Origin of the sequence: Pseudomonas haemolytica (genome assembly GCF_009659625.1) — a bacterium.
Classification (GTDB): domain Bacteria; phylum Pseudomonadota; class Gammaproteobacteria; order Pseudomonadales; family Pseudomonadaceae; genus Aquipseudomonas; species Aquipseudomonas haemolytica.
Genome location: NZ_VOIW01000001.1, coordinates 28,783 through 49,014, shown reverse-complemented (window position 1 = coordinate 49,014; position 20,232 = coordinate 28,783). Strand labels below are relative to the sequence as shown.

Annotated in this window: 19 protein-coding genes, 1 tRNA gene and 2 pseudogenes; 7 read left to right on the top strand and 15 right to left on the bottom strand. The window is 59.9% G+C overall.

Annotation, left to right across the window (positions count from 1 at the left end):
- Positions 1 to 11 precede the first annotated feature (11 nt).
- The 5 genes from sctO to sctW are packed head-to-tail and all read right to left on the bottom strand — an operon-like array spanning position 12 to position 5,870.
- A complete protein-coding gene (sctO, locus tag FRT59_RS00215; protein WP_153838964.1) occupies positions 12 to 440 on the bottom strand; it encodes a type III secretion system stalk subunit SctO in 429 nt (142 codons plus the stop codon).
- Positions 427 to 1,785, bottom strand: a complete 1,359-nt coding sequence (locus FRT59_RS00210) for a FliI/YscN family ATPase (protein ID WP_034117971.1) — start codon at positions 1,783 to 1,785, stop codon at positions 427 to 429. The genes sctO and FRT59_RS00210 overlap by 14 nt, the downstream gene beginning before the upstream one ends.
- On the bottom strand, positions 1,782 to 2,687 hold the full coding sequence (locus FRT59_RS00205; RefSeq protein ID WP_034117970.1) for an FHA domain-containing protein: 906 nt from the start codon (positions 2,685 to 2,687) through the stop codon (positions 1,782 to 1,784). The genes FRT59_RS00210 and FRT59_RS00205 overlap by 4 nt, the downstream gene beginning before the upstream one ends.
- A gap of 37 nt (positions 2,688 to 2,724) precedes the next feature.
- Positions 2,725 to 4,818, bottom strand: coding sequence for a type III secretion system export apparatus subunit SctV (gene sctV / locus FRT59_RS00200; protein WP_198809551.1), 2,094 nt, complete (start codon positions 4,816 to 4,818; stop codon positions 2,725 to 2,727).
- On the bottom strand, positions 4,815 to 5,870 hold the full coding sequence (sctW, locus tag FRT59_RS00195) for a type III secretion system gatekeeper subunit SctW (RefSeq protein WP_153870120.1): 1,056 nt from the start codon (positions 5,868 to 5,870) through the stop codon (positions 4,815 to 4,817). Before sctW ends, sctV begins: the two co-directional genes overlap by 4 nt.
- A gap of 264 nt (positions 5,871 to 6,134) precedes the next feature.
- Between sctW and FRT59_RS00190 the strand changes: the two genes are divergently transcribed.
- Positions 6,135 to 6,686 carry an RNA polymerase sigma factor gene (locus FRT59_RS00190; RefSeq protein WP_034117967.1) on the top strand — a complete coding sequence of 184 codons (552 nt, stop codon included), beginning with the start codon at positions 6,135 to 6,137 and terminating at the stop codon, positions 6,684 to 6,686.
- A gap of 341 nt (positions 6,687 to 7,027) precedes the next feature.
- A tRNA-Met gene (locus tag FRT59_RS00185) sits at positions 7,028 to 7,104 on the top strand.
- A gap of 216 nt (positions 7,105 to 7,320) precedes the next feature.
- Here FRT59_RS00185 and FRT59_RS00180 read toward each other — a convergent pair.
- Positions 7,321 to 7,929 (bottom strand): nucleotidyltransferase domain-containing protein, encoded by a 609-nt coding sequence (locus tag FRT59_RS00180; protein ID WP_153870119.1) that lies wholly within the window; start codon positions 7,927 to 7,929, stop codon positions 7,321 to 7,323.
- A 228-nt stretch (positions 7,930 to 8,157) separates the two neighbouring features.
- Between FRT59_RS00180 and FRT59_RS00175 the strand changes: the two genes are divergently transcribed.
- From FRT59_RS00175 to FRT59_RS00165, 3 genes are read left to right on the top strand one after another with little or no spacing between them, the layout of a single operon-like run.
- Positions 8,158 to 8,937, top strand: coding sequence for a PhzF family phenazine biosynthesis protein (locus tag FRT59_RS00175; protein ID WP_162524923.1), 780 nt, complete (start codon positions 8,158 to 8,160; stop codon positions 8,935 to 8,937).
- A gap of 37 nt (positions 8,938 to 8,974) precedes the next feature.
- Positions 8,975 to 10,804 carry a gamma-glutamyltransferase gene (gene ggt, locus FRT59_RS00170; protein ID WP_153870118.1) on the top strand — a complete coding sequence of 610 codons (1,830 nt, stop codon included), beginning with the start codon at positions 8,975 to 8,977 and terminating at the stop codon, positions 10,802 to 10,804.
- A gap of 27 nt (positions 10,805 to 10,831) precedes the next feature.
- Positions 10,832 to 11,548, top strand: a complete 717-nt coding sequence (locus tag FRT59_RS00165) for a purine nucleoside phosphorylase YfiH/LACC1 family protein (RefSeq protein WP_034117965.1) — start codon at positions 10,832 to 10,834, stop codon at positions 11,546 to 11,548.
- Between the two features lie 81 nt (positions 11,549 to 11,629).
- Here the strand turns inward: FRT59_RS00165 and ddlA are convergent, their stop codons facing one another.
- The 4 genes from ddlA to FRT59_RS00145 are packed head-to-tail and all read right to left on the bottom strand — an operon-like array spanning position 11,630 to position 14,232.
- The gene (gene ddlA / locus FRT59_RS00160; protein ID WP_153870116.1) at positions 11,630 to 12,724 is read right to left on the bottom strand and encodes a D-alanine--D-alanine ligase; all 1,095 of its coding nucleotides are present in this window, start codon (positions 12,722 to 12,724) and stop codon (positions 11,630 to 11,632) included.
- A gap of 44 nt (positions 12,725 to 12,768) precedes the next feature.
- The gene (locus tag FRT59_RS00155; protein ID WP_034117963.1) at positions 12,769 to 13,407 is read right to left on the bottom strand and encodes a LysE family transporter; all 639 of its coding nucleotides are present in this window, start codon (positions 13,405 to 13,407) and stop codon (positions 12,769 to 12,771) included.
- Between the two features lie 35 nt (positions 13,408 to 13,442).
- The gene (locus tag FRT59_RS00150; RefSeq protein ID WP_153838971.1) at positions 13,443 to 13,664 is read right to left on the bottom strand and encodes a helix-turn-helix domain-containing protein; all 222 of its coding nucleotides are present in this window, start codon (positions 13,662 to 13,664) and stop codon (positions 13,443 to 13,445) included.
- Positions 13,665 to 13,671: 7 nt separating this feature from the next.
- On the bottom strand, positions 13,672 to 14,232 hold the full coding sequence (locus FRT59_RS00145; protein WP_034117961.1) for a DUF2975 domain-containing protein: 561 nt from the start codon (positions 14,230 to 14,232) through the stop codon (positions 13,672 to 13,674).
- Positions 14,233 to 14,436: 204 nt separating this feature from the next.
- Between FRT59_RS00145 and FRT59_RS00140 the strand changes: the two genes are divergently transcribed.
- Positions 14,437 to 15,246 (top strand): AraC family transcriptional regulator, encoded by an 810-nt coding sequence (locus FRT59_RS00140; RefSeq protein ID WP_153870115.1) that lies wholly within the window; start codon positions 14,437 to 14,439, stop codon positions 15,244 to 15,246.
- Between the two features lie 59 nt (positions 15,247 to 15,305).
- Here the strand turns inward: FRT59_RS00140 and FRT59_RS00135 are convergent, their stop codons facing one another.
- On the bottom strand, positions 15,306 to 16,649 hold the full coding sequence (locus FRT59_RS00135) for an MFS transporter (protein WP_153870666.1): 1,344 nt from the start codon (positions 16,647 to 16,649) through the stop codon (positions 15,306 to 15,308).
- A 122-nt stretch (positions 16,650 to 16,771) separates the two neighbouring features.
- Between FRT59_RS00135 and FRT59_RS00130 the strand changes: the two genes are divergently transcribed.
- On the top strand, positions 16,772 to 17,656 hold the full coding sequence (locus tag FRT59_RS00130) for a LysR family transcriptional regulator (protein ID WP_034117958.1): 885 nt from the start codon (positions 16,772 to 16,774) through the stop codon (positions 17,654 to 17,656).
- 3 nt (positions 17,657 to 17,659) lie between these two features.
- On the opposite strand, the gene FRT59_RS00125 is transcribed toward FRT59_RS00130, so the two are convergent.
- The 4 genes and pseudogenes from FRT59_RS00125 to FRT59_RS00115 all read right to left on the bottom strand — a co-directional run bounded on the left by FRT59_RS00125 (position 17,660) and on the right by FRT59_RS00115 (position 20,050).
- Positions 17,660 to 18,235: a flavin reductase family protein gene (locus FRT59_RS00125; RefSeq protein WP_034117957.1), complete on the bottom strand. Its 576-nt coding sequence runs from the start codon at positions 18,233 to 18,235 to the stop codon at positions 17,660 to 17,662.
- A 60-nt stretch (positions 18,236 to 18,295) separates the two neighbouring features.
- Positions 18,296 to 18,727, bottom strand: a pseudogene (locus FRT59_RS27465) (methyl-accepting chemotaxis protein); the annotation flags it as partial.
- A 108-nt stretch (positions 18,728 to 18,835) separates the two neighbouring features.
- Positions 18,836 to 19,522, bottom strand: a pseudogene (locus tag FRT59_RS27460) (PAS domain-containing protein); the annotation flags it as partial.
- A gap of 195 nt (positions 19,523 to 19,717) precedes the next feature.
- On the bottom strand, positions 19,718 to 20,050 hold the full coding sequence (locus FRT59_RS00115) for a DUF2790 domain-containing protein (RefSeq protein ID WP_034117955.1): 333 nt from the start codon (positions 20,048 to 20,050) through the stop codon (positions 19,718 to 19,720).
- Between the last annotated feature and the right edge of the window lie 182 nt (positions 20,051 to 20,232).

Sequence of the window (20,232 nt, the reverse complement as noted above, 5' to 3'; positions counted from 1 at the left end):
TGAAACCTGTTTCATATCGACTCCTGCCGCAGTAACTCAGATAACTCTTGAATTTTTTCCACCTGGCGCAAGCACAAGGTGACCTGTTTTTGTGCCTGACCGATCTCGGCCGCCTGCGTTTGCTGCTGCCCTCGCAGTCGCAGCAAATGGCTTTCTTCACGCTGCGTACCCGCCGATAGCTGCTGCTCCTTGGCGCTCCAGGTTTTCAGCGCCTTGAATGTCACCACTTGTCCCTGGTGCTCACTCAATAGCTGCGCACATTGTCGGGCCTCTTCCTCTCGGGTTTGCTCCAGCACTTGCTGTACCTCAAGGATGTGCGCAACCAGCGCTTGCTGAGTCCGTTTTGCCTCACGCAGCGCACGCTCAGCGCGATCAGCACGATGTCGGCGCAAACGTCGCAAGGTATCGATTTCACCTGTTAACACTTCAGAATGGGACATGGGCGGTCAGCTCAGACAGTTGATCCATGGTGACGGCAAGCGGCGAAGGTTCCCGCAAGTCCTGTCGCAGAAAGCCATCCACCGCCTGCCGGCTGTCGACGGCAAGATCGGTGAGCGCATCATTGCCGGGCTGATACTCGCCCAACTTGAGCATCAGCTCGATCTGCTGGTAAGCCGACAGCAGGCGCCGCAACGCCGTACCGGCACGAATATGCACGGGCTCTGCGACATTGCTTAAAATTCGCGAAAGGCTGGCCAGGACATCGACCGCCGGGTAGTGCCCACGCTCGGCCAGCTTGCGTGACAGGACGATGTGGCCATCGAGCAGAGAGCGCACTTCATCCGCCACCGGATCGTTCATGGAGTCCTGCTCGATCAGTACCGTGTAGATGGCCGTGATCACGCCATCGCGGGTCAACCCGGCGCGCTCCACCAACCGGGGCAACAAGCTGTAGACCGACGGCGGCAAGCCACCGCGCCCCAAGGGCTCACCGGCAGCCAGGCCGATTTCGCGCTGGGCCCGGGCGAACCGGGTCAGCGAGTCGATCAGCAACAACACCCGCTGGCCTTTACGCCGAAAGCCCTCGGCCAGGGCGGTTGCCGTGAACGCGGCGCGTGCGCGCTCCATGCTCGAGCGATCGGAAGTGGCGCATACCAACACGGCCTTGGCACGCAGTTGCTCATCCAGTTCGTGATCGAGAAACTCACGTAACTCGCGGCCCCGCTCACCAATCAGACCGAACACGATCACATCGCATTCCACGTTACGGGCGATCTCGGCCAACAAGGTCGTCTTGCCACAACCGGCACCGGCAAACAGCCCGACACGCTGGCCCTCTCCCAGCGTCATCAGGCCATCAATCGAGCGCACCCCCGTCGCCAGGGCGCGGTTGATCCGCGGCCGTTCCGTAGGAAGGGGCGCCTCGCACAACACCGGGGTTGCTTCCGGCGTGTCCACCTCAACGAACGCACCGACACCCTCACCCGCAATTGGGCGACCGAAACCATCCAGCACCTGCCCTAATAGCTCGTCACCGACCCGTACCTGATGCGGCACCCCCAGCCGCTCGACGCTGGCACCTACGCGCACGCCCTCCAGGTTGCCCAGGGCACTGAGCACCGCATCGCGCTGATCGAACCCGATGATCTCGGCCAGCATGTAGTCGCCGGGTGTTTTTTCGACCTGGCACAGGTCGCCGATACGGGCCTGTGGCAATCGACATTGCAACAGCATGCCGTTCACACGCTGAATGCGACCACGCATCGTGACGGGTGCGAAGCTGCTCAACGCCTGCGACTGGTGCAGTTGCCAAGCCTCCAGACGCGCTTGCAACGAACCCTTCACCAGCCCACCTCATAACGTTGCTCGCCGTCGAAAACCACCTTGCTGTTATCGATCAATACCAGGCGCAAGCCATCCACTTCATCGCCCACAAACAGCCGGGTTCCTTCCTCAAGTACCACATGGCCGTTCGGGCCACCGACAATCTGCAATATTTTGAATGGCAACGTGCCATCACGTACCCGGACGCGACTGATCACCGGCACGACGGTATCGAACTGCTCGGCAAAACGATCGAGCATGCGTGCGATCAGTTCCACTTCCTCCTGGGAAACAACACCATTGAGGGCAATCTGACCATTGACGATTTGCAAGCTGACCCGCTGGACGAGCTCGCGCTCACCGAGCATTCTCATTAGCTGCTGGCGCACCTCAGAGGGCGAGTCCAGCCCGGGCTTCTGAATAACTGCCGGCATCAGCGATGCCTGGGCCTGGCGTTCACCCGTGAAGACAATGCCGACCGCCGCGATGATTACGGCGCATAGCAGGAGCAGGCTGAGCAAGCGTTTTTGCTGCGACGATGAAATGGACGACAGCGTCAGAGGCAGCGGCGCCTGATGCACGGGCTCCGTTGTCGGGCGTTCGGCCTTGGGTACCGCTACTTGTAACCAAGGTTGATCGGCAGGGCTGACACACAAGCGAACGGTGCCAATCACAAACGCGGTGTTGAGCGCCAGATCGCCGATCTGCGCCAACATTTGCCCATCGCTGTTTTTCAACAACCCTGCCTCAGCCTGCACCGACCACCGCCCTTCAGCCAACAGCAGGCGCGCGTGATGCTCGGCAATACCAGGATCATCCAGCAAAAGATCAGCATCCGCGTTGGCGCCCAGGCTCCATTGCTCACCAAACAAAGGCAGCGCGGCGCCTTGATGCAAACCATCCAATACCCGGAGTTCGTACATCAGCGCCTCCCCCCATACTCTGCAAGTAGCGATGTGTTCATGCCAACGTCCCGTGCATCAACTCATCCTGGCCAAGATCAAAACGCCCCAGCACCTTGACCTTGGAGTTGCTCCCCAGCTCGGCGAACGACAGCACCGGCACATGGTTGAATTCCTCGATCAACAAGGTTCGCAAGGGGCTGCGCAAGTCTTGCGCCACCAACATCACGCTTTTACTTTTGGCCCGGACAGTGAAGGCTTGGTTGAGCAGGTTGATCAGCGCCGCACTATTGTCGTTGTCGAGTGCGAAGAACACCCCCGTCTGGGTCTGGCGCAGCGCCTCGCGCAGGGTGTTTTCGGTCTGCGGTGATAACAGCCAGGCATGCAGGCCATCGGCCTCACTGTACTGGTGGAGGATCTGCGACTTGAGGGCAATGCGCGCGTAGTCGGCCAGCGCTTCCGGCTCACGTTCGTGCTGGCCGTACTCGATCAGCGACTCGACAATCAACCGCACGGCGCGCAGTGGCACGCCCTCGCCGGCCAGGCGCTGCAACACCGCCGAAAAGCGCGAGATCGGCATGATGCGCTGCAGCTCCTGCACCAGCTCGGGCTGGTTGTGCTCAAGCCAGCTGAGAATCGCCTTGCTCTCCTGGATCCCCAGGAACTGAGGCCCGCTGAGCATCATCGCCTGCTTCATGCGCTCGACGATCAGGCTCGTCGCACTGAAGCGCTCCAACTGCGAGTCATTGAGCAGTGGGTCATCAGGTGGCAGCCAGAGCCAGTCCTGTTCATTGCGCTCGGCCAATCCCGGGGTGCCATGCTCGGGCTCAACCGTCAGTGCGGCGCGCTCCACGGCCACGCGCTGGACCACCGACGCCCTGACCATCGGCACTTCATGCACACAGAAGCGCATTTCATCGTCAGCCAGTGAATCATCGATCTCGACCTCGAACGGTGGCAATGTCAGACCAATGTTCGCGACCAGGGAATTGCGTACCTGACGGATTCCGTGAATAAGATCCGTCACCTCAGGCGTCCCTCGCAAGGCCGAGGGAAACTGCAACAGATAGGGACGGGACGGATCAAACCCGCGCAGGTCCTCGCTACCGTTTTCCTCGGGCCGCGTGGCGTCGACAGCTTCAGCTTCCGGCTGCTCTTGCCTGCGGCGCCGGCGGTCGAGGTAATAACCCAGGCCGCCGGTCATCATCGATATCAGGATAAACACCAAGGTCGGCATGCCAGGCACGATCGCAAACACCAGCATTGCCACCGATGCGATCATCCAGCTCTTGGGCTCACTGGTCATCTGCCGGGCGATTTCGGCGCCCATGTTCGTGACGCCCTTGCGCCCCTCAGGCGCTACCCGGGTAATGATCATGCCAGCAGTCAGCGAGATCAGCAGCGCAGGAATCTGCGCGATCAAACCGTCGCCAATGGTCAGTACCGAATACAGCGCCATCGAGTCGCCAGCGCTCAAACCGTGCTGGAACATCCCCGTGGAGAATCCGCCCAGCAGGTTAACCACCACAATGATCAACCCGGCGATGGCATCGCCCTTGACGAACTTCATGGCACCATCCATTGCACCGAACAACTGGCTCTCGCGAGACAACTGTTCACGCTTGTCGCGCGCTTGCGCACCGTCGATCAAGCCGGCACGCAAGTCGCTGTCGATGGACATCTGCTTGCCCGGCATCGCGTCCAGACTGAACCGTGCTGCCACTTCGGCCACCCGCTCAGAGCCCTTGGTGATGACCAGGAAGTTGACCAGGGTCAGGATCAGGAAGATCACCATGCCCACCGCCAGGTTGCCTCCTACCACGAAGTTTCCGAAGGCCTCGACGATATCGCCGGCGTCCTGTTCCAGCAGGATCAAGCGCGTGGTGGCGATCGACAACGCCAGGCGAAACATGGTGGTCAGCAACAAAATCGACGGGAAGGAAGAGAACGCCAAAGGCCCGGGCAAGTACAGCGCCAACATGATCAACAAACAGGAAATGCAGATATTCAGCGCAATCAGGATGTCCACCAGCCAAGTGGGCAGCGGCACGATGAAGATGAACACAATCGCCATGATCACCACGGCGCCCAATACCTCGGCACGCTGAGCCAGCTTGAGCAGTACGCCGTTGATGGCGGACAGCACAGTCACGCCAGGATGCTCGAGTCGGGAAAGCGAGGGTTCCTGCCTTCGAGACGGGCAAGCTCGTCCATCACCAGCAGGAAGTTATGCAGCGCTTCTTGGCGGGACCGACTATCCGGCCATAGCGCCAGGGGCAGGCATTGAAACACCGGGTAAAGCATATTGAGAGACACAAGAGTGGGCGTGTTGTCCCCCATATCCTCGGCCAGGCGCATGACTTCATTTGACGCGATGCCGGTGCTGGCATAACCCAGCAGGCGCTGCAGCAGGCTTACCGCATGCAGATCAATCGCCAGTTTCTGGGTCAAATCACGACAACTGCACAAAACGCCACTCAATGCGCCACAGCTGCGCAGCCCTACCAACAAGGTGCGCAACATTGCCGTAGGGACGGACGATGCATGGGCGGCGATGTCGGCCGTCAAGGCGCTGGACATCACGCCCAGCCCATGGGCAAAGCGGTCGTCGCCGTACACACCCAACAGGGCCTGCATCATGGTCGCCAAGGATTGCCGCGTCACCACACTGGCGTAATAGAGCGCGCGTAGCGCCTGGCGCTCCTGTGGATCGCCACCCGCCTTCTGCAAGGCCACGGCGATATTCAGGCCTGCCTGGATCTCTCCTTTAAAGCGAATCTCCAACTTGGCGATGGCATCCCGCGCCAGGTTGGCTTCGGACTTGCGCACTTCGGCATCGGCCTGCTCCAACACCGACTTGAGTACCACGAAGGTGCGGGCCGGGTCACCGCCGGTACTTTCAAGCAACTTTTCGACGCTGGGTTGCGTCAGCAATTGCAGCCTGACCCGCCGCGCAACCGCCGCAAAACTTTCCTGGGCCGGATGCCCCAACTGCTCATAGAGCTGCGCGAACGCCTGCACAGGGGGCACACGCACCCCGATTTTGCGCTTGTCCAATGTGCGGCTGCTGGACTCCACCTCCTGGCTGAAGTGCAGAAAAAGATCATCGATACCTTTGCCCGGCTCAGGCTTGACTACCGGGTTAACGGTGGACGGCTCCAAGCGTGGGGGCGTTAGTACTTCATTGGCAGATTCGACTTTCATGGGCAGGCCAGGGCAGGAAGATAGTGTCCATATGTGGCAAGGCCCGCATAGATGGTTCCATAGAAATCCAGCCTGCCGACATGATGAAAAAACCTGCACACGCCCGTGATGCCTTTTGCAAGTTACGGCACAAAAGCGCGTCGACCATTACGATTTTATTTATATAAATCATTAAGTTATATGTGGATTCTCCTTTGGCACAGGCAGTGCAAAAGAGGTAACCGTCGAAACCATTTCGACTGCGTCTACCTTAAGGAATAAATCATGAGTATCCCTATTGAAGCTTTAGCTCATCTTGTTGGCAGCTCGCCTCAATTCATGCTCCACCTGACAGACGACCAACAGAAGAAACTCCGCCGTTTCATTCACAAGCGAGTGCTCAACCCGGAAGATGCGGATGATCTTTTGCAATTGACCTACCTGGAAGCCTGGCGTAATCGCGAGCGTTTCAGTGGCACCGCTTCGCTTAGCACGTGGATGTGCGGCATTGCGCAGAACCTGATCCGCAATCACTTTCGGCGCTTGTATGCCAAGCCCGCGCATTGCGAATTCGATGAGTCGCTGTGGCATGGTCAGGAAGAAAACAATAGTCTGGACTGGGAGTTTGAGGTCAACCGGCGCCTTGAAAGTACCCTCAGCGCGATTGATCATTTACCGACAGAGATGCGCAAAACCCTGTATGCCTCGCTGGAGACCGACGGCAGCTACCAGGACACTGCGGACGTGTTGGATATACCCATCGGCACCGTTCGCTCACGCCTGTCCCGGGCACGCGAGCAGCTCAAGCGCGTCACCCATAACACGCTGCACCAGTAACCAGACTTAAACGGTCAAGCGTTGGGCGACAGGGATATCTGCCCAACACCGTCAGACCTGGCACGATCGAAAGCATGCAAAGGCCCAGCGCTACAGCGCCCACCGCTCCAAAGCGGTCCCACCCCCGCCCTTTACGTCGGGGACCGCCATCGACTCCATCTCGCTCCCCCTGATGATCAAGCCCGCGCCTACACAGGATTGGATTGGCTGATCGGATGTGCACATCCCCTGCCGCCCGTCGCCCAAAGCGGCGTTTTCCGTTAAACAGTTGAAAGCGTAGAAAAATTTTCAATAAAAAGGCTTGACGCATTGCCGTTCCAGGCGAATAATGCGCGCCACTTGGCTACATAGCTCAGTTGGTTAGAGCATAGCATTCATAATGCTGGGGTCCGGGGTTCAAGTCCCTGTGTAGCCACCAAGTACCGATCCATAGATGTCTACAGCAGTCTATGAATCACCTCAAGAAGCCCGCCTCGTGCGGGCTTTCTTGTTTCTGGCTGTCTCTTCCTGTATCCCCATACCTTCCACCGTGCATCCTCGGTTGATAATTGAACCGAGGGGATATAAGCGCAAATGAAACGATCCGAGATCAAACGCCGCCCCAATGCAGCGGGCAGTTGTTGATCAATAGCGGTCATGAAGGGATTATCCAGTGATGCCCCGGATGAAGCTTCAGCAAATGCTGCCTCAGCCACGCCAACTCCTCAGCGGGCAGCGTCGGCAAGGTCTTGTGAAAATCCTCCTCGTCCTTGGGCCGTACGCGCAAGGCTTTGAACAACAGGATCGCCGCAGGCCGTAAATATGGAATGCCTTCACTGCTCGAATACAACATTTCTGTACGGGGAAACCGGAGAGCCCCATCCCGCTTGTAAACCCATACCTCAGGACTTCCTGATTCAATCATCATGTCCACCCGCCAGGCTTGAGCAACTGGGTCGAAACACCACACCTGCTGAATGTCTAACCCTGGGATATGATCCGCGGGAAGAAAAGTGAGCACTCCGGCCTTCGCGGTGTACATATCGAGATCGCCAAACGCGTGCCGGAATTCCCGGAAATCGTCTCGCAACATCGTGAATTCTATATCGTCATGCTCCCTCGTCTTTTCACCGAGCCATAGATCAAGCGCCCACCCGCCGACAACGCACCATGGACGCGAGACGGTCTTCAGGCGAACAGCCAACTCAGCGGGTGTCCATGAATTCCACAGCGCTTGATCCGGCGCCAAAGTCCGGTCCGTCATAGTCTGATCTCCGATCGTTCTGAGCATTACGTTGCCACATAAATAATCTACAGATACAGATAACTACCAATCCAGTTCGAATGTCTGTGTACCACCAAGTACTAAAAACGGCTTACCGAAAGGTAGGCCGTTTTTTTATGCGCGCAAAAAAACTCCCCAACTGTATTTTGACGCCCCCCAACCCCACTGTTAGTGTCCAGCCTCCCTTCACACACGGAGTGCCTAACGGTGAAACTGGACATCTACCAGGTCGACGCCTTCAGCCAACGTCCCTTTGGCGGTAACCCGGCGGCGGTGTGCCCGCTCACAGAATGGCTGCCCGACGAACAACTACAGAACATCGCGGCCGAGAATAACCTCTCGGAAACCGCATTCTTCGTACCCCGTGGCGAGTTCTATGAGTTGCGCTGGCTCACCCCGCAAGTCGAGGTGGACCTGTGCGGCCATGCCACGTTGGCGGCGGCGTGGGTATTGATCCATATGCTGGCCGATGCCCCCGAGGTGCTGCGCTTTGCCACCCGTAGCGGCGAGTTGCGGGTGACGCGCAATGGCGACGAATTGGCGATGGATTTCCCGGCCAAGCAGCCCGAACGCTGCGAGCCGCCGAGCGGGATGTTGAGTGCGTTGGGGATTGAAAACGCCGAGGTGTTTGGCACCGACGACTACATCGTGCTGGTAGAGGATGAAGCGCAGGTGGCGGCACTCACGCCGGATTTTGCGCGACTCAAGGGCCTGCCTAAACGCGGGATTGCGGTCACCGCCAAAAGCACGCGGTTTGATTTTGTCTCGCGCTGGTTCGGCCCGAATGTGGGGGTCAATGAAGACCCCGTCACCGGCTCGGCGCACACCTCGCTGGCACCGTTGTGGGCCGAGCGCCTGGGCAAATCGCAGTTGACTGCCGAGCAAGGCGGCCAGCGTAAGGGCCAGTTGCGTTGTGAACTCCAGGGCGACCGCGTGATTATCTCCGGCCAGGGCGCGCTGTATATGCAAGGCACGATTTACCTTTAAGAAAGCAAGTACCCAAGGACAACAGATCATTCTCAAAATGAACGGAGTTCAGCGCGTGTTTTTGATTTCTCGCCGCCACCTGACGGTCATCGCAACTGCCCTGGCCCTCGCGGCCTGCCACACCCCCGTCAACGAACAACCACCGGCCCCGGAGCTGGGCTCGGGCTATCGCACCGACCTCAGCACCCGCCACGCCGAACGCCATATGGCCGCCGCCGCCAACCCGCTGGCCGCCGAAGCCGGGCGTGAGATGTTGCGCCAAGGCGGTTCGGCCATCGATGCGGCAATTGCCATGCAAGCGGTGTTGACTCTGGTGGAACCGCAGTCCTCCGGTATCGGTGGCGGTGCGTTCATCATGCTGTGGGATGGGCAAAACGTGCATGCCTACGATGGTCGCGAAACCGCGCCGGCCGGTGCAACGGAGCGTCTGTTCCTGAAGGCCGACGGCACGCCAATGGCCTTCACCGATGCGCAGATTGGTGGGCGCTCGGTGGGCACGCCCGGGGTGTTGCGCGCACTGGAGATGGCGCACAAGAAGAGCGGCCGCCTGCAGTGGGCCAAGTTGTTTGAACCGGCGATCCGTCTGTCGGAGCAAGGCTTCGCCATCTCCCCGCGCTTGCACAGCTTGATCGCGGCTGATCGCTTTATCGCACAATCACCTGAGATGGCGGCGTACTTCCTGAATGCCGATGGTTCGCCCAAAGCCACCGGTACGCTGCTGAAGAACCCAGCGCTGGCCGCCGTGTTCAAGCGCATCGCCAAGGAAGGGCCGGATGCGCTGTATCACGGGCCGATTGCCGATGAAATCGCGCGCAAGGTGCAGGGCAATCGCAATGCCGGCAGCTTGTCCCAGGCCGACCTCAAGGGCTACATCGCCAAGGAACGCACGCCCCTGTGTACCGACTACAAACAATGGAAGGTCTGCGGCATGCCGCCGCCCTCCTCGGGCGGGATTGCTGTGGCGCAGATACTCGGGACCTTGCAGGCATTGGAAGCCCGCGACCCGCGCCTGGCTATCGCACCGATGACGCCGGTCAAAAGCGCCTCGCCTGCCGGGCTTGAACCGACACCCGAGGCGGTGCACCTGATCGCCGAAGCAGGGCGCCTGGCCTTTGCCGACCGCGCACTGTATGTGGCTGATGCAGACTTCACCCCCGTGCCCGTTGCCGGCCTCGTCGCGCCCAATTACCTGGCCCAACGCGCCGCGTTGATCGGTGAGCGTAGCATGAGCATCGCCAAGCCCGGCCAACCCGCTGGCGTTCAAGTGGCGTACGCGCCAGACCGCTCGCCGCTGCGTATCTCCACGTCGCAAGTGGTGGCGGTGGACGACCAGGGCGGTGCCGTGTCGATGACCACCACGGTGGAAGCGGCGTTCGGTTCCCATGTGATGGTCCAGGGCTTTTTGCTCAACAACCAGATGACCGACTTCTCGTTCATCCCAGAAGAAAACGGTCAGCCTGTCGCCAACCGCGTGCAACCTGGCAAGCGCCCACGTTCGGCCATGGCACCGACCTTGGTGTTCGACCGCAAGACGGGTGAACTGCTGGCCACCGTCGGTTCCCCTGGCGGTTCGCAGATCATCGAATACGTGAGCAAATCCCTGGTGGCCATGCTCGACTGGAAGCTCGACCCGCAAGCGGCCATCAGCCTGCCCAATTTCGGCAGCCGCAACGGCGCTACCGAGTTGGAAGCCGGCCTGTTCAGCCCTGCGCTGAAACAGGCGCTCAAAGCCAAGGGCCATGCCCTGAGCGAGATCGATATGACCAGCGGCGTCCAGGCCATCATCCGTACACGGGATGCCCAGGGCAAGGTGTTGCTGAGCGGCGGCGCCGACCCTCGGCGTGAAGGCGAGGCGCTGGGTGACTAAGGTGTTTTGATCAACGGAGAATGCACGGTGCACACAGCCCACAACCTCGGCGCCCTACCCGGCGTCGATCACGGTTTTTGTTCGATTGATGACCCGCTGCGACCTGATGATGTGTTCATCTGCAAGCAGGTGCACAGCGCGTCGGTGATTGAGTGGCAGTCGGGCCAATTGACTAATACGGTTGAGGCGGACGGCGTGTTCACCCGGAGCCGGCAGCCAATTGCGGTCATCACGGCCGACTGTTTGCCCATCCTGATCGCAGGCGGTGATTTAGTGGCCGCCATTCATGGCGGCTGGAAGGGCTTGCAGCGCGGGATCATCGGCAATGCCGTGCAGCGTTTTATCGATGAAGGCATTGCGGCGGACCATTTGCGAGTAGCGATCGGGCCGTCGATCAAGCCGTGCTGCTATGAGGTGAGTGAAACGTTCATTGCCCAGTTCCAAGCGGATCAAGGCCACCTATGGGAGGACCGCCAGGCACCCTGGAGCATTGAGCAACCGGCGCCGCTACAGCCCCCGCACATTACACCGCCCCACGCCAGGCAAGCGGGAAGTGCCTGGTTTGACTTGAGCGGGTATGGACTGCTGTTGCTGCACGCGGCAGGGGTCAAGCGCCAGCTTATCGAGGTGAGTGACGTGTGCACTTACTGCACGTCGCCGGCGTTTGCCAGCTATCGCAGGAGGACGCATCACTTGGAGGAGCCGAAGACGTTGATCTATTCGTGGATTGCTCGTACGACCTGACGGACAGACCGTACTCTTGTGGCGAGGGAGCTTGCTCCCGCTGGGCTGCGCAGCAGCCCTTGAACCGCGGGCCACCAGCAATCAGCGGCTGATCTTCAACCCCTTGCGCCCCGCATGCCGCTCCAGCGCCAACTCGATCAACCGGCTCACCAACTCGCTGTAGCTCATGCCCGCCGCCTGCCACAGCTTGGGGTACATGCTGATGCGGGTAAAACCAGGCAGTGAGTTGACCTCGTTGATCAGGACTTCGCCCTCATCCGTCAGGAACACATCCACCCGCGCCAGCCCTGCGCAACCCAACGTCTCAAATGCTTCGATGGCCAGGCTGCGAATTCGCTCGCTGGCTTCAGGGCTGATAGCCGCCGGTACTACCACTTGGGCGGCCTGATCGTCGATGTATTTGCTGTCGTAGGAATAGAAGCCGTTGCTCACCACGATCTCGCCACAACCGCTGGCGATGGGGTGGTCATTGCCCAACACGGCGCATTCGATTTCACGGCCTTGAACGGCGGACTCCACCAGCACTTTTTCATCAAAGCCCAACGCCAGCTCAACCGCGGCGCGGTACTCGGCTTCGCTGCCGACTTTGCTCACGCCCACTGAGGAGCCCTGGTTGGCGGGCTTGACGAACATCGGCACACCGAGCTTGTTCGCGGCCGCTTCAAAGGAAGTGCGCGCCGCGTTGCCACGGGTGAGGGTGATGAACGGCGTGACGGCAATACCGGCGTCACGCAGCAGGCGTTTGCTGATGTCTTTGTCCATGCACACGGCCGAGCCGAGCACGTCGGAGCCGACAAAGGGCAAGTCAGCCATACGCAGCAAACCTTGCAGGCAACCGTCTTCGCCAAGAGTGCCGTGGACAATGGGGAAGATCACATCGATGTGTTCCAGCAGGCCCTGGCCGGAGGTTTCCACCACTTGCTGGCTCGCCTTGCCGGGCACCACCGCCAATTCACGATTGGATTGGTTGAGGGCGATCAGTGCCGGGTTTTCCTGGTTGATCAGGAAGTTCGACGTGTCGTTGAGGTGCCAGTGACCGGCCTTGTCGATACCGATCAGGATGGGGTCGTAGCGCGAACGGTCGAGGGCATCGACGATGTTGCGCGCCGATTGCAGCGAGACCTCATGCTCAGTCGAACGACCACCAAAAATAATACCTACCCGCACCTTGCTCATGACTCGGCCTCACTGTTGAAAGTAAGGCTTCTTACCACGAGCAGTCAGCGATTCGCCACCAGATGCGCCCCGAACAACAGATAGCAGCTGCCGGCAAAGCGGTCGAGCCACTTGCGCGAACGACTGTAGAGGTTGGCCATGCGCTCGCTGGAGAACACCAGGGCTACGCTGGAATACCAACTGAACGACAACGTAGCCATGGTGATGACCGCCAAAGTCAGCAACGCCGGCGAGGGTGAGGGCGGCATGGTCGAGGCGAAGGCCGTGGCGACGAACAGCGCGGCCTTGGGGTTGGACAAGTTGCCGAGCAAACCAAAGCGCCAGGCGGAAAACAACGAGCGTCGCGGCTCATCGGGCAACACCGCCTGCCCCGTTGTCGGCGCCGAGCGCTTGAACAGCTTTAGCCCAAGGTAGATCAGGTAGCAACCGCCGATGATCTTGAACGCCAGGTACAACATGGGCGCGGCGGTAAACAGCGACTTGATACCCAGGCCACCTGCCAGCCCCCAAATAATCGTGCCCGTCGCTACGCCCGCCGACGCCACTACACCGTGACGTCGCGAACAACTGGCGGCCAATTGCGCCGTATTAAAGAAGTTGGGGCCGGGCGTCACTACGGCGACCGTCCAGAGCAACGCCAATGGCAACAAAGACGCGAGATAAGGCAGGTCGGAGAACAACATGGGCGATCCCTCTTTACGTTAATAGGCTCACACCGCTAAAGGTCGCTCGCCGGTTCGGGCGTGTGCACCAACAGGTCCCCAGGCTGACAGTCCAGGTAGGTGCAAATGGCATCCAGCGTGCCCAGCCGTATGCCCTTGACCTTGCCCTGTTTGAGCAACGACAGGTTCTGTTCGGTAATCCCGATGGCGGCCGCCAGGTCTTTGGATTTGACCTTGCGCCGAGCAAGCATAACGTCCAGTTCAATCACAATGGGCATTTCGATCTCAAACAAAAGTGCGGTTTTCAGAATCCACTTCACTGGCCTGCCACAGGATACGCGCGATTACCGCAATACAGGCAGCAAGAAACAATGCGACGAAGCTCGGCGGGGCGAAGCTCAATGTGAAAAATCGCTCGCCTTGCGGCTCATTCATAGAGACCCAGAGGCCGAGCAATGGCTCGCATAAAAATTCCAGCAATACCCACAATGCGACTGCTCGCCCAACTTTACCCAGATGCTGGGCCGCTGCGCTGGAAAAATACTCACCACGGGCGTAGTTGCGAAACAGTTTGCGCAGATGGTTCAAACCCGACACCAAGGCCATCAGCGGAATACTGGAAAGTACTATACCGCCCACCCCTTGCCACCAGGGGAGCAGTGCGATTTGCACGCCGCTGTCCTGAATCCGGTTGCTCAAGGAAAAACTAAGCCCTAGGCCGTCGGCGGTAGAACCCAGCACCGGGAACAGCCACACGGCGGTGTTGAGCACAAGCATTGCGACAATCAGCAGAAGGGTAACCAGCGACATGCGCTGGCTGAGTTGTGCCAGACGTTGGGTATTCATAAACAACCTCGGTAAGTGATGAGGGTGCAAAATAATATATAAATTATCGTAAAACAATCATTTTTTAATGCAAATCAATATATCCAACGCGAAACAGCCTCATCAAAAACCCGCAGACCGTACGCACAATCATTCAAGACCTCGACAGACAACTCACGTCAGACTGGGTTAACGTATTTCCACCTCCTTCTGTGACAAGTCACCATGGGCAAACCCACCCACACCCTCGACTGGCTGCACCGCGCCCCGCACGCCAGTGGCCTGGACCGTATCGAGGCGTACTTTGCCGGCTTCGCGTTCGACCCCCATCGCCACGACACCTACGCCATCGGGCGCACGTTGTTAGGCGTGCAGAGCTTTCATTATCGCGGCGGCGTGACCCACAGCATGCCCGGCACCACCATGGTGATTCACCCGGATGAAACCCATGACGGCCGCGCAGGCAGCGACGAAGGCTTCAAGTACCGGATGATTTATGTGGAGCCCGCGCTGATCCAGCAGATCCTCGGCGGCAAGCCCTTGCCGTTTATCCCCGGCGGCTTGTCCACCGACCCTCGGCTGCACCGCGCCAGCGAAGTGCTGCTGCAAAGCCTGGATTGCCCGATTGACCCGATGCAAGAGCAGGACGCCATGTTCGACCTGGCCCAGGCGCTGAGCAATGCGTCGGGCGCCATCGTCAGCCGTAAATCCTTCGACTACGTCGCTGCCGAACGCGCCCGTGAATTTATCCACAGCGCCCTGGGCCGCAGCATCACCCTGGATGAAATGGCCGACCACGCTGGCCGCGATCGCTGGGCCTTGTCGCGGGATTTTCGCGTGTTGTTCGGCACCAGCCCTTACCGCTACCTGACCATGCGCCGGTTGGACCTGGTGCGTCACTTGTTGGCCCAGGGCCAATCTCTGGTGGATGCCGCGATGACCGCCGGCTTTACCGACCAAAGCCACATGACCCGACAATTTCGCAGCACCTACGGCATGCCGCCATCGCGCTGGGTGAAGATGCTCGGGCGCTGACCCGAGACTTGGAAATGCAATCAAATGTGGGAGGGGGCCAGCCCTCTCCCACATATGAGTCAACTTGTTTTCAATACCGGCCTCGACGTCTTGTCGCGCGAGTTGTGCCCCAACGCCAACACCGCCCCCGCCAATGCAATCGCCGCACTCCACCACAACGCCAACTCAATCCCGCCGGTATTGGCCACCGACACCAGCACCGCCAACCCCAACGCTCCACCAACCTGCTGGCTGGTAGACGCCATCCCCGCCGCTACACCTTGCTCTGCGGGTCGAATACCCAGGCCCGCCGCCACCCACATGGCTGTCCAGGTCATGCCCTGGCCGATGCTCAAGATAAAAATCCCCGGCAGCAGCGACCAGAACCCCACGCCTGTCGGCAAGGCCCAACACACCAGCCCGATGCCCACTGCGCCCGCCAACTGCCCGTAGACCAGTGTGTTGCGCAACCCAAGCCGGCCCAATGAGTGCTCCGCCAGCCAGATGCCGAACGTACACACCAGGGTCGCTGGCAAAAATGCCAGCCCGGTCTGCAACACGCTATAGCCGTAGACCTGTTGGTAGTACACCGCAAGGAAGTAGTACTGCACACCAAAGCTGCTCATGAAGACCGCTGTCAGGACCATGGCCATGCGCAGTTCGCGATAGGCGAACAGGCGCAGTGGCATCAGCGGGTCGCGGCCGCGGTGCTCGATCCAGGCGAACACGCCCAGCAATGTTACGGCCAGGGCGATACAGCCTAGGGTGGCAGGCGCCGTCCAGCCCCACTCCGGGCCCTGTACCAAGGCAAACACCAGCAAGGTGCCTCCGACCGTCACGGTCAATGCGCCGCTGATATCGAACTTGCGCCCGCGCACCCGCTCGCCATCGGCAGGAATCCAATAGCGCGCCGCCCAGGCACAGCCACCGGCCAACGGCACATTCACCAGGAATACCGCCTCCCAGCCCCACACCTGGGTCAGCACGCCTCCCAGTAGCGCGCCCAGGGCCAGGCCTGCTGCCGACGCCGCGCTCCACACCGCGAACGCACGGTTACGCGCCGGGCCTTCGGCATAGTGGGTGTTGATCAACGCCAAGGTGGCCGGGAACAACATCGCCCCGCCCACGCCTTGCACCGCGCGCGCCAGCACCAGCAACAGCGCGCTGCCACCGAGCACCGCTGCCAGGGACGCCAACGCATACAGCGCCTGGCCCACTCGATACAAACGGCGCTTGCCCAACAAGTCAGTGGCGCGGCCGCCCAGCAACAGGAAGCCACCGAACGCCACGCTGTAGGCGCTCACCACCCACTGTAATTGCTGGGCGGAAAACGCCAGGTGCGTGCCGATTTGCGGCAATGCGACAAAGACGATGGTGGCATCGAGGGCGATGATCAGTTGGGCGGTGGCCAGCAGCAACAGCATCCAGCCTGAAGGTTTAGTGGGAGGCATCACAGCGTCCTATCCGAAAATGAAGTGCGGCCAGTGTCTTTTATGCGTCGCGGATGATAAATAGCGTTACCACTCTTTCACTGATGATTTAAATCATGGATCTGAACGCTGTACGCCTACTGGTCCGCGTCGCCGAAACCCGCAGTTTCACCCGGGCCGCCGGCGACCTGGGGCTGACTCAATCGGGGCTGTCCCGCGCCATTTCCCGCTTGGAACAGCAGTTGGGCGTGCGCTTGCTGCAACGCAACACCCGCAGCGTCAGCCTCACGCCGGATGGGCAAATGCTGTATGAGCGCAGTGCGCCGTTGCTGGCCGAGTTGGCCGAAGCCGAAAAGCTGATGCTCGATCGACGCAGCAACCCGTCCGGCCTGCTGAAGATCAGCACGCCCTCGCTGTTCGGGCGCAAGGTGGTGATGCCGGTGATTGGCGACTTGACCTTGCGCTACCCCGAGTTGCGTATCGAAGCGGTGATGACCGACCGCCTGGTGGATATCGTCGATGAGGGTTTCGACGCACTGCTGCGTACCGGCGAGATTCAAGACCAACGCCTGATCGCCCGCACACTGGCGCCGCTGCGTTGGATCACCGTCGCCTCGCCTGCCTACCTGGCACGGTTTGGCACGCCGCAAAGCGTCGATGAACTCAAGGACCACCACTGCCTCACCGTGCGCAACTTACGCAGCGGCCGCATGGTGGATTGGCAGTTCATGCTCAATGGCAAGGTGCAGGACGTAACCGTCGAAGGGCGGCTGATCTTTGATATCGGCGATGCCCTGGTCGATGGCGCCGTGGGCGGTTATGGCATCGCCCAAGTCATGGATTTCGCGGTGCGCGATGACCTCGCCGCCGGACGCCTGGTGCCTTTGCTGGAAGGGTTTGCCGGGCGCAGTCGAGGGATCTCGTTGGTCTACCCGCCGTCCCGGCAGTACTCACCGAAATTGATGGCGTTTGCCGAGGCGCTGGCAAACGCACGCTGGTAGCGGTTAGAGCTGGCGGCCGACAATCGGCTGGCCGATGGTCAGGTAATTCCCGCCCGCCACATGGTGCAACGTACGCAGTTGATCATAGCCTTCAAAATGCCAGCGGCCCTCGCTGAACACCCGCTCATCAGCATAGGCCGCGACCACTTCACCCAGGAACAGGTCATAGGTCTGCTGGTTATGGGGCTCGGGCAGCAGGCGGCATTCCAGCCAAGCCACGCAACCTTCCAGCATCGGTGCCTCGGTGTGTTCGCCGTTAAAACTTTGCAGGCCGTAGGTTGCGAATTTGTCGGTTTCAGAGCCTGTGGTGTTGCCCACCGTCTGAACCAGATCGGCCTGCGCCACGCAAGGTACCTGCAACACGAAGGTGCCGGCGCCTTCCAGCAGTTGGCGGGTCCAGGTGGCCTTGTCGAGCACCACCGCGACTTTCGGCGGTTCGAAATCCAATGGCATGGCCCAGGCTGCGGCCATGATATTGCGCTGGCCATTGTGGGCCGCGCTGACCAACACGGTTGGCCCGTGGTTGAGCAAGCGGTAGGCCTTGGACAGTGGGACGGGGCGACGGTAAGTAGGGCTCATGGACGATCAGCTCTGCAAGCGAGAAAAGCCCTAAGATACCTCAAGCACAAGCCCGACAGATCAGCTCGACAGCTGATTGGCAAACTGCCCGACCGCACTCACCACTTTTTGCGCGCCGTCCTGGATTTCCACAATCACCGTGCCCGCCTCGGCCGCCAGGGCCAGGCCTTGTTCAGCTTGCAGGCGACCGTCAGCCATCAGGGCGACCGCGTCGCGGGCCATGTCCTGGTTCTGGCGCACCACGCCGACAATCTCTTCGGTGGCTTTACTGGTGCGAGAAGCCAGTTGCCTAACCTCATCGGCCACCACCGCAAAGCCACGCCCCTGCTCACCGGCACGCGCCGCTTCGATGGCCGCGTTGAGCGCCAACAGGTTGGTCTGCTCGGCGATGCCGCTGATGGTCTTGACGATAGTGCCGATCACTTGGGACTGGGCGTTGAGCGCCTCAATACCTTCGCCAGCCTGTTGCATGTGCTGGGCCAGGTCACGCATCACATCCACCGCCTGGGTCACCACGGTAGTGCCGCGCTGGGCGCTATCATCGGTTTGCAAGGAAGTGCTGTAGGCAATGTTGGCGGCCTCGGCCACTGCCTGCTCGCGGTTGACCTGGTCGGTGATCACCGTGGCGAACTTGACCACTTTGTACAGCCGCTCATTGGCGTCCAGCACCGGGTTATAGGTGGCTTCCAACCACACCACGCGGCCATGGCTGTCCACACGTTTGAAACGCGCCGCGACGAACTCACCGGCGTTCAGGCGTTTCCAGAACTGTTGGTACTCGGCGCTGTTGTATTCCTGCGGCTCGCAGAACATCCGGTGATGTTTGCCCTGGATCTGCGCCAGGCTGTAGCCCATGCCGCTGAGGAAGCGGTCATTGGCGGTGAGCACGTTCCCGTTCAGGTCGAACTCGATCACGGCCGTAGAGCGCACCAGCGCGGTGATCAGGTTTTCATGTTCGCGCGAGCTCTCAATGGTGCGGGTGAGGTCACTGGAGTAGATCGAAAAATGCTTGATACGCCCATCCGAACTGCGCACCGGCTGCACGATTGAACGCAGCCACGCTTCCTTGCCATTGCCACGCAGCAAGCGCACGGTGCCGGCGAAGTGTTCACCGCGGGCCAGCGCATGCTTGAAACGCAGTTGGAATTCGTCCTGGCGCACATGAGCCGGCACCAGGTCTTCGATAGACTGCCCCACAATGTTGCTCGCCTGGTAGGCCAGTTCCTGCAGGAAGTTGGCATTGGCCCACTCCACCCGGCCGTCGGGATCCAGCGTCAGGCACAGCATTTCGCTTTCCAGGCTTTCCTTGACCTGCAGCAAGCTCGACAATTCTTCGCGAAGAGCGGACAGCTCCTGCTTCAGGCGGGTATTGAACATAGGGCACCGGTGGGCAAATGGGCGGGACGATTAACGCTGCATCGGCGCTGCCAGCGTTTTCTGAATAGCGCTTCAGCCCATGGCCCAACTATATTTTTGGATCCATCAACCGCCATTGTTTCGGCACACACCCATCACCTGATACTCCAGGGTATTGAGCTTGCCACTGGAGTCCTCATAGGTCATGCGCGACGGCACTGGGTTGCACGAACGAATCGGCGGCGTCACGTTGACCACCTCGGCAATGTCCAGGTCCATGCCATAGCGGTAGGCCTGTACCTCGGGCACCGGCTTGCCTTTTTTGATCGCGTAGGCGGCCATGGCTTTCTCATTGCGCTCCATCATCAGGGCAAAGGTACGATCCCCACCCCCTTCGGCCAACGCACCAAATGACAAGACTGCGGTTAATACGCCTAACCCTAGTTTATAAAAATTCATCACAAGTTCCTCGACTGAAAAGTTCAGTGTCGAGATTAACCAGCGAACCCTGACGCCATGTTCACCAGAACATTACGTATTTGTTAGATGGCCGTTAGTTTCCAGAATTGTCATCTTTGCGCAATGCAGCTGTTATCCGCCGTTTGCAACTATCGACCCGGGCCATATTAATAAAAACGCCC

Bases quoted from the DNA above. Each gene is read 5' to 3' on its own strand.
- ggt (WP_153870118.1), top strand. From the start codon at position 8,975: ATGAACGGAGTTCAGCGCGTGTTTTTGATTTCTCGCCGCCACCTGACG.
- FRT59_RS00115 (WP_034117955.1), bottom strand. From the start codon at position 20,050: ATGAATTTTTATAAACTAGGGTTAGGCGTATTAACCGCAGTCTTGTCA.
- FRT59_RS00205 (WP_034117970.1), bottom strand. From the start codon at position 2,687: ATGTACGAACTCCGGGTATTGGATGGTTTGCATCAAGGCGCCGCGCTG.
- FRT59_RS00135 (WP_153870666.1), bottom strand. From the start codon at position 16,649: ATGCTGTTGCTGCTGGCCACCGCCCAACTGATCATCGCCCTCGATGCC.
- FRT59_RS00145 (WP_034117961.1), bottom strand. From the start codon at position 14,232: ATGAATACCCAACGTCTGGCACAACTCAGCCAGCGCATGTCGCTGGTT.
- FRT59_RS00155 (WP_034117963.1), bottom strand. From the start codon at position 13,407: ATGTTGTTCTCCGACCTGCCTTATCTCGCGTCTTTGTTGCCATTGGCG.
- sctO (WP_153838964.1), bottom strand. From the start codon at position 440: ATGTCCCATTCTGAAGTGTTAACAGGTGAAATCGATACCTTGCGACGT.
- FRT59_RS00125 (WP_034117957.1), bottom strand. From the start codon at position 18,235: ATGAGCCCTACTTACCGTCGCCCCGTCCCACTGTCCAAGGCCTACCGC.
- FRT59_RS00130 (WP_034117958.1), top strand. From the start codon at position 16,772: ATGGATCTGAACGCTGTACGCCTACTGGTCCGCGTCGCCGAAACCCGC.
- FRT59_RS00140 (WP_153870115.1), top strand. From the start codon at position 14,437: ATGGGCAAACCCACCCACACCCTCGACTGGCTGCACCGCGCCCCGCAC.
- FRT59_RS00180 (WP_153870119.1), bottom strand. From the start codon at position 7,929: ATGACGGACCGGACTTTGGCGCCGGATCAAGCGCTGTGGAATTCATGG.
- FRT59_RS00150 (WP_153838971.1), bottom strand. From the start codon at position 13,664: ATGCCCATTGTGATTGAACTGGACGTTATGCTTGCTCGGCGCAAGGTC.
- FRT59_RS00190 (WP_034117967.1), top strand. From the start codon at position 6,135: ATGAGTATCCCTATTGAAGCTTTAGCTCATCTTGTTGGCAGCTCGCCT.
- sctW (WP_153870120.1), bottom strand. From the start codon at position 5,870: ATGAAAGTCGAATCTGCCAATGAAGTACTAACGCCCCCACGCTTGGAG.
- ddlA (WP_153870116.1), bottom strand. From the start codon at position 12,724: ATGAGCAAGGTGCGGGTAGGTATTATTTTTGGTGGTCGTTCGACTGAG.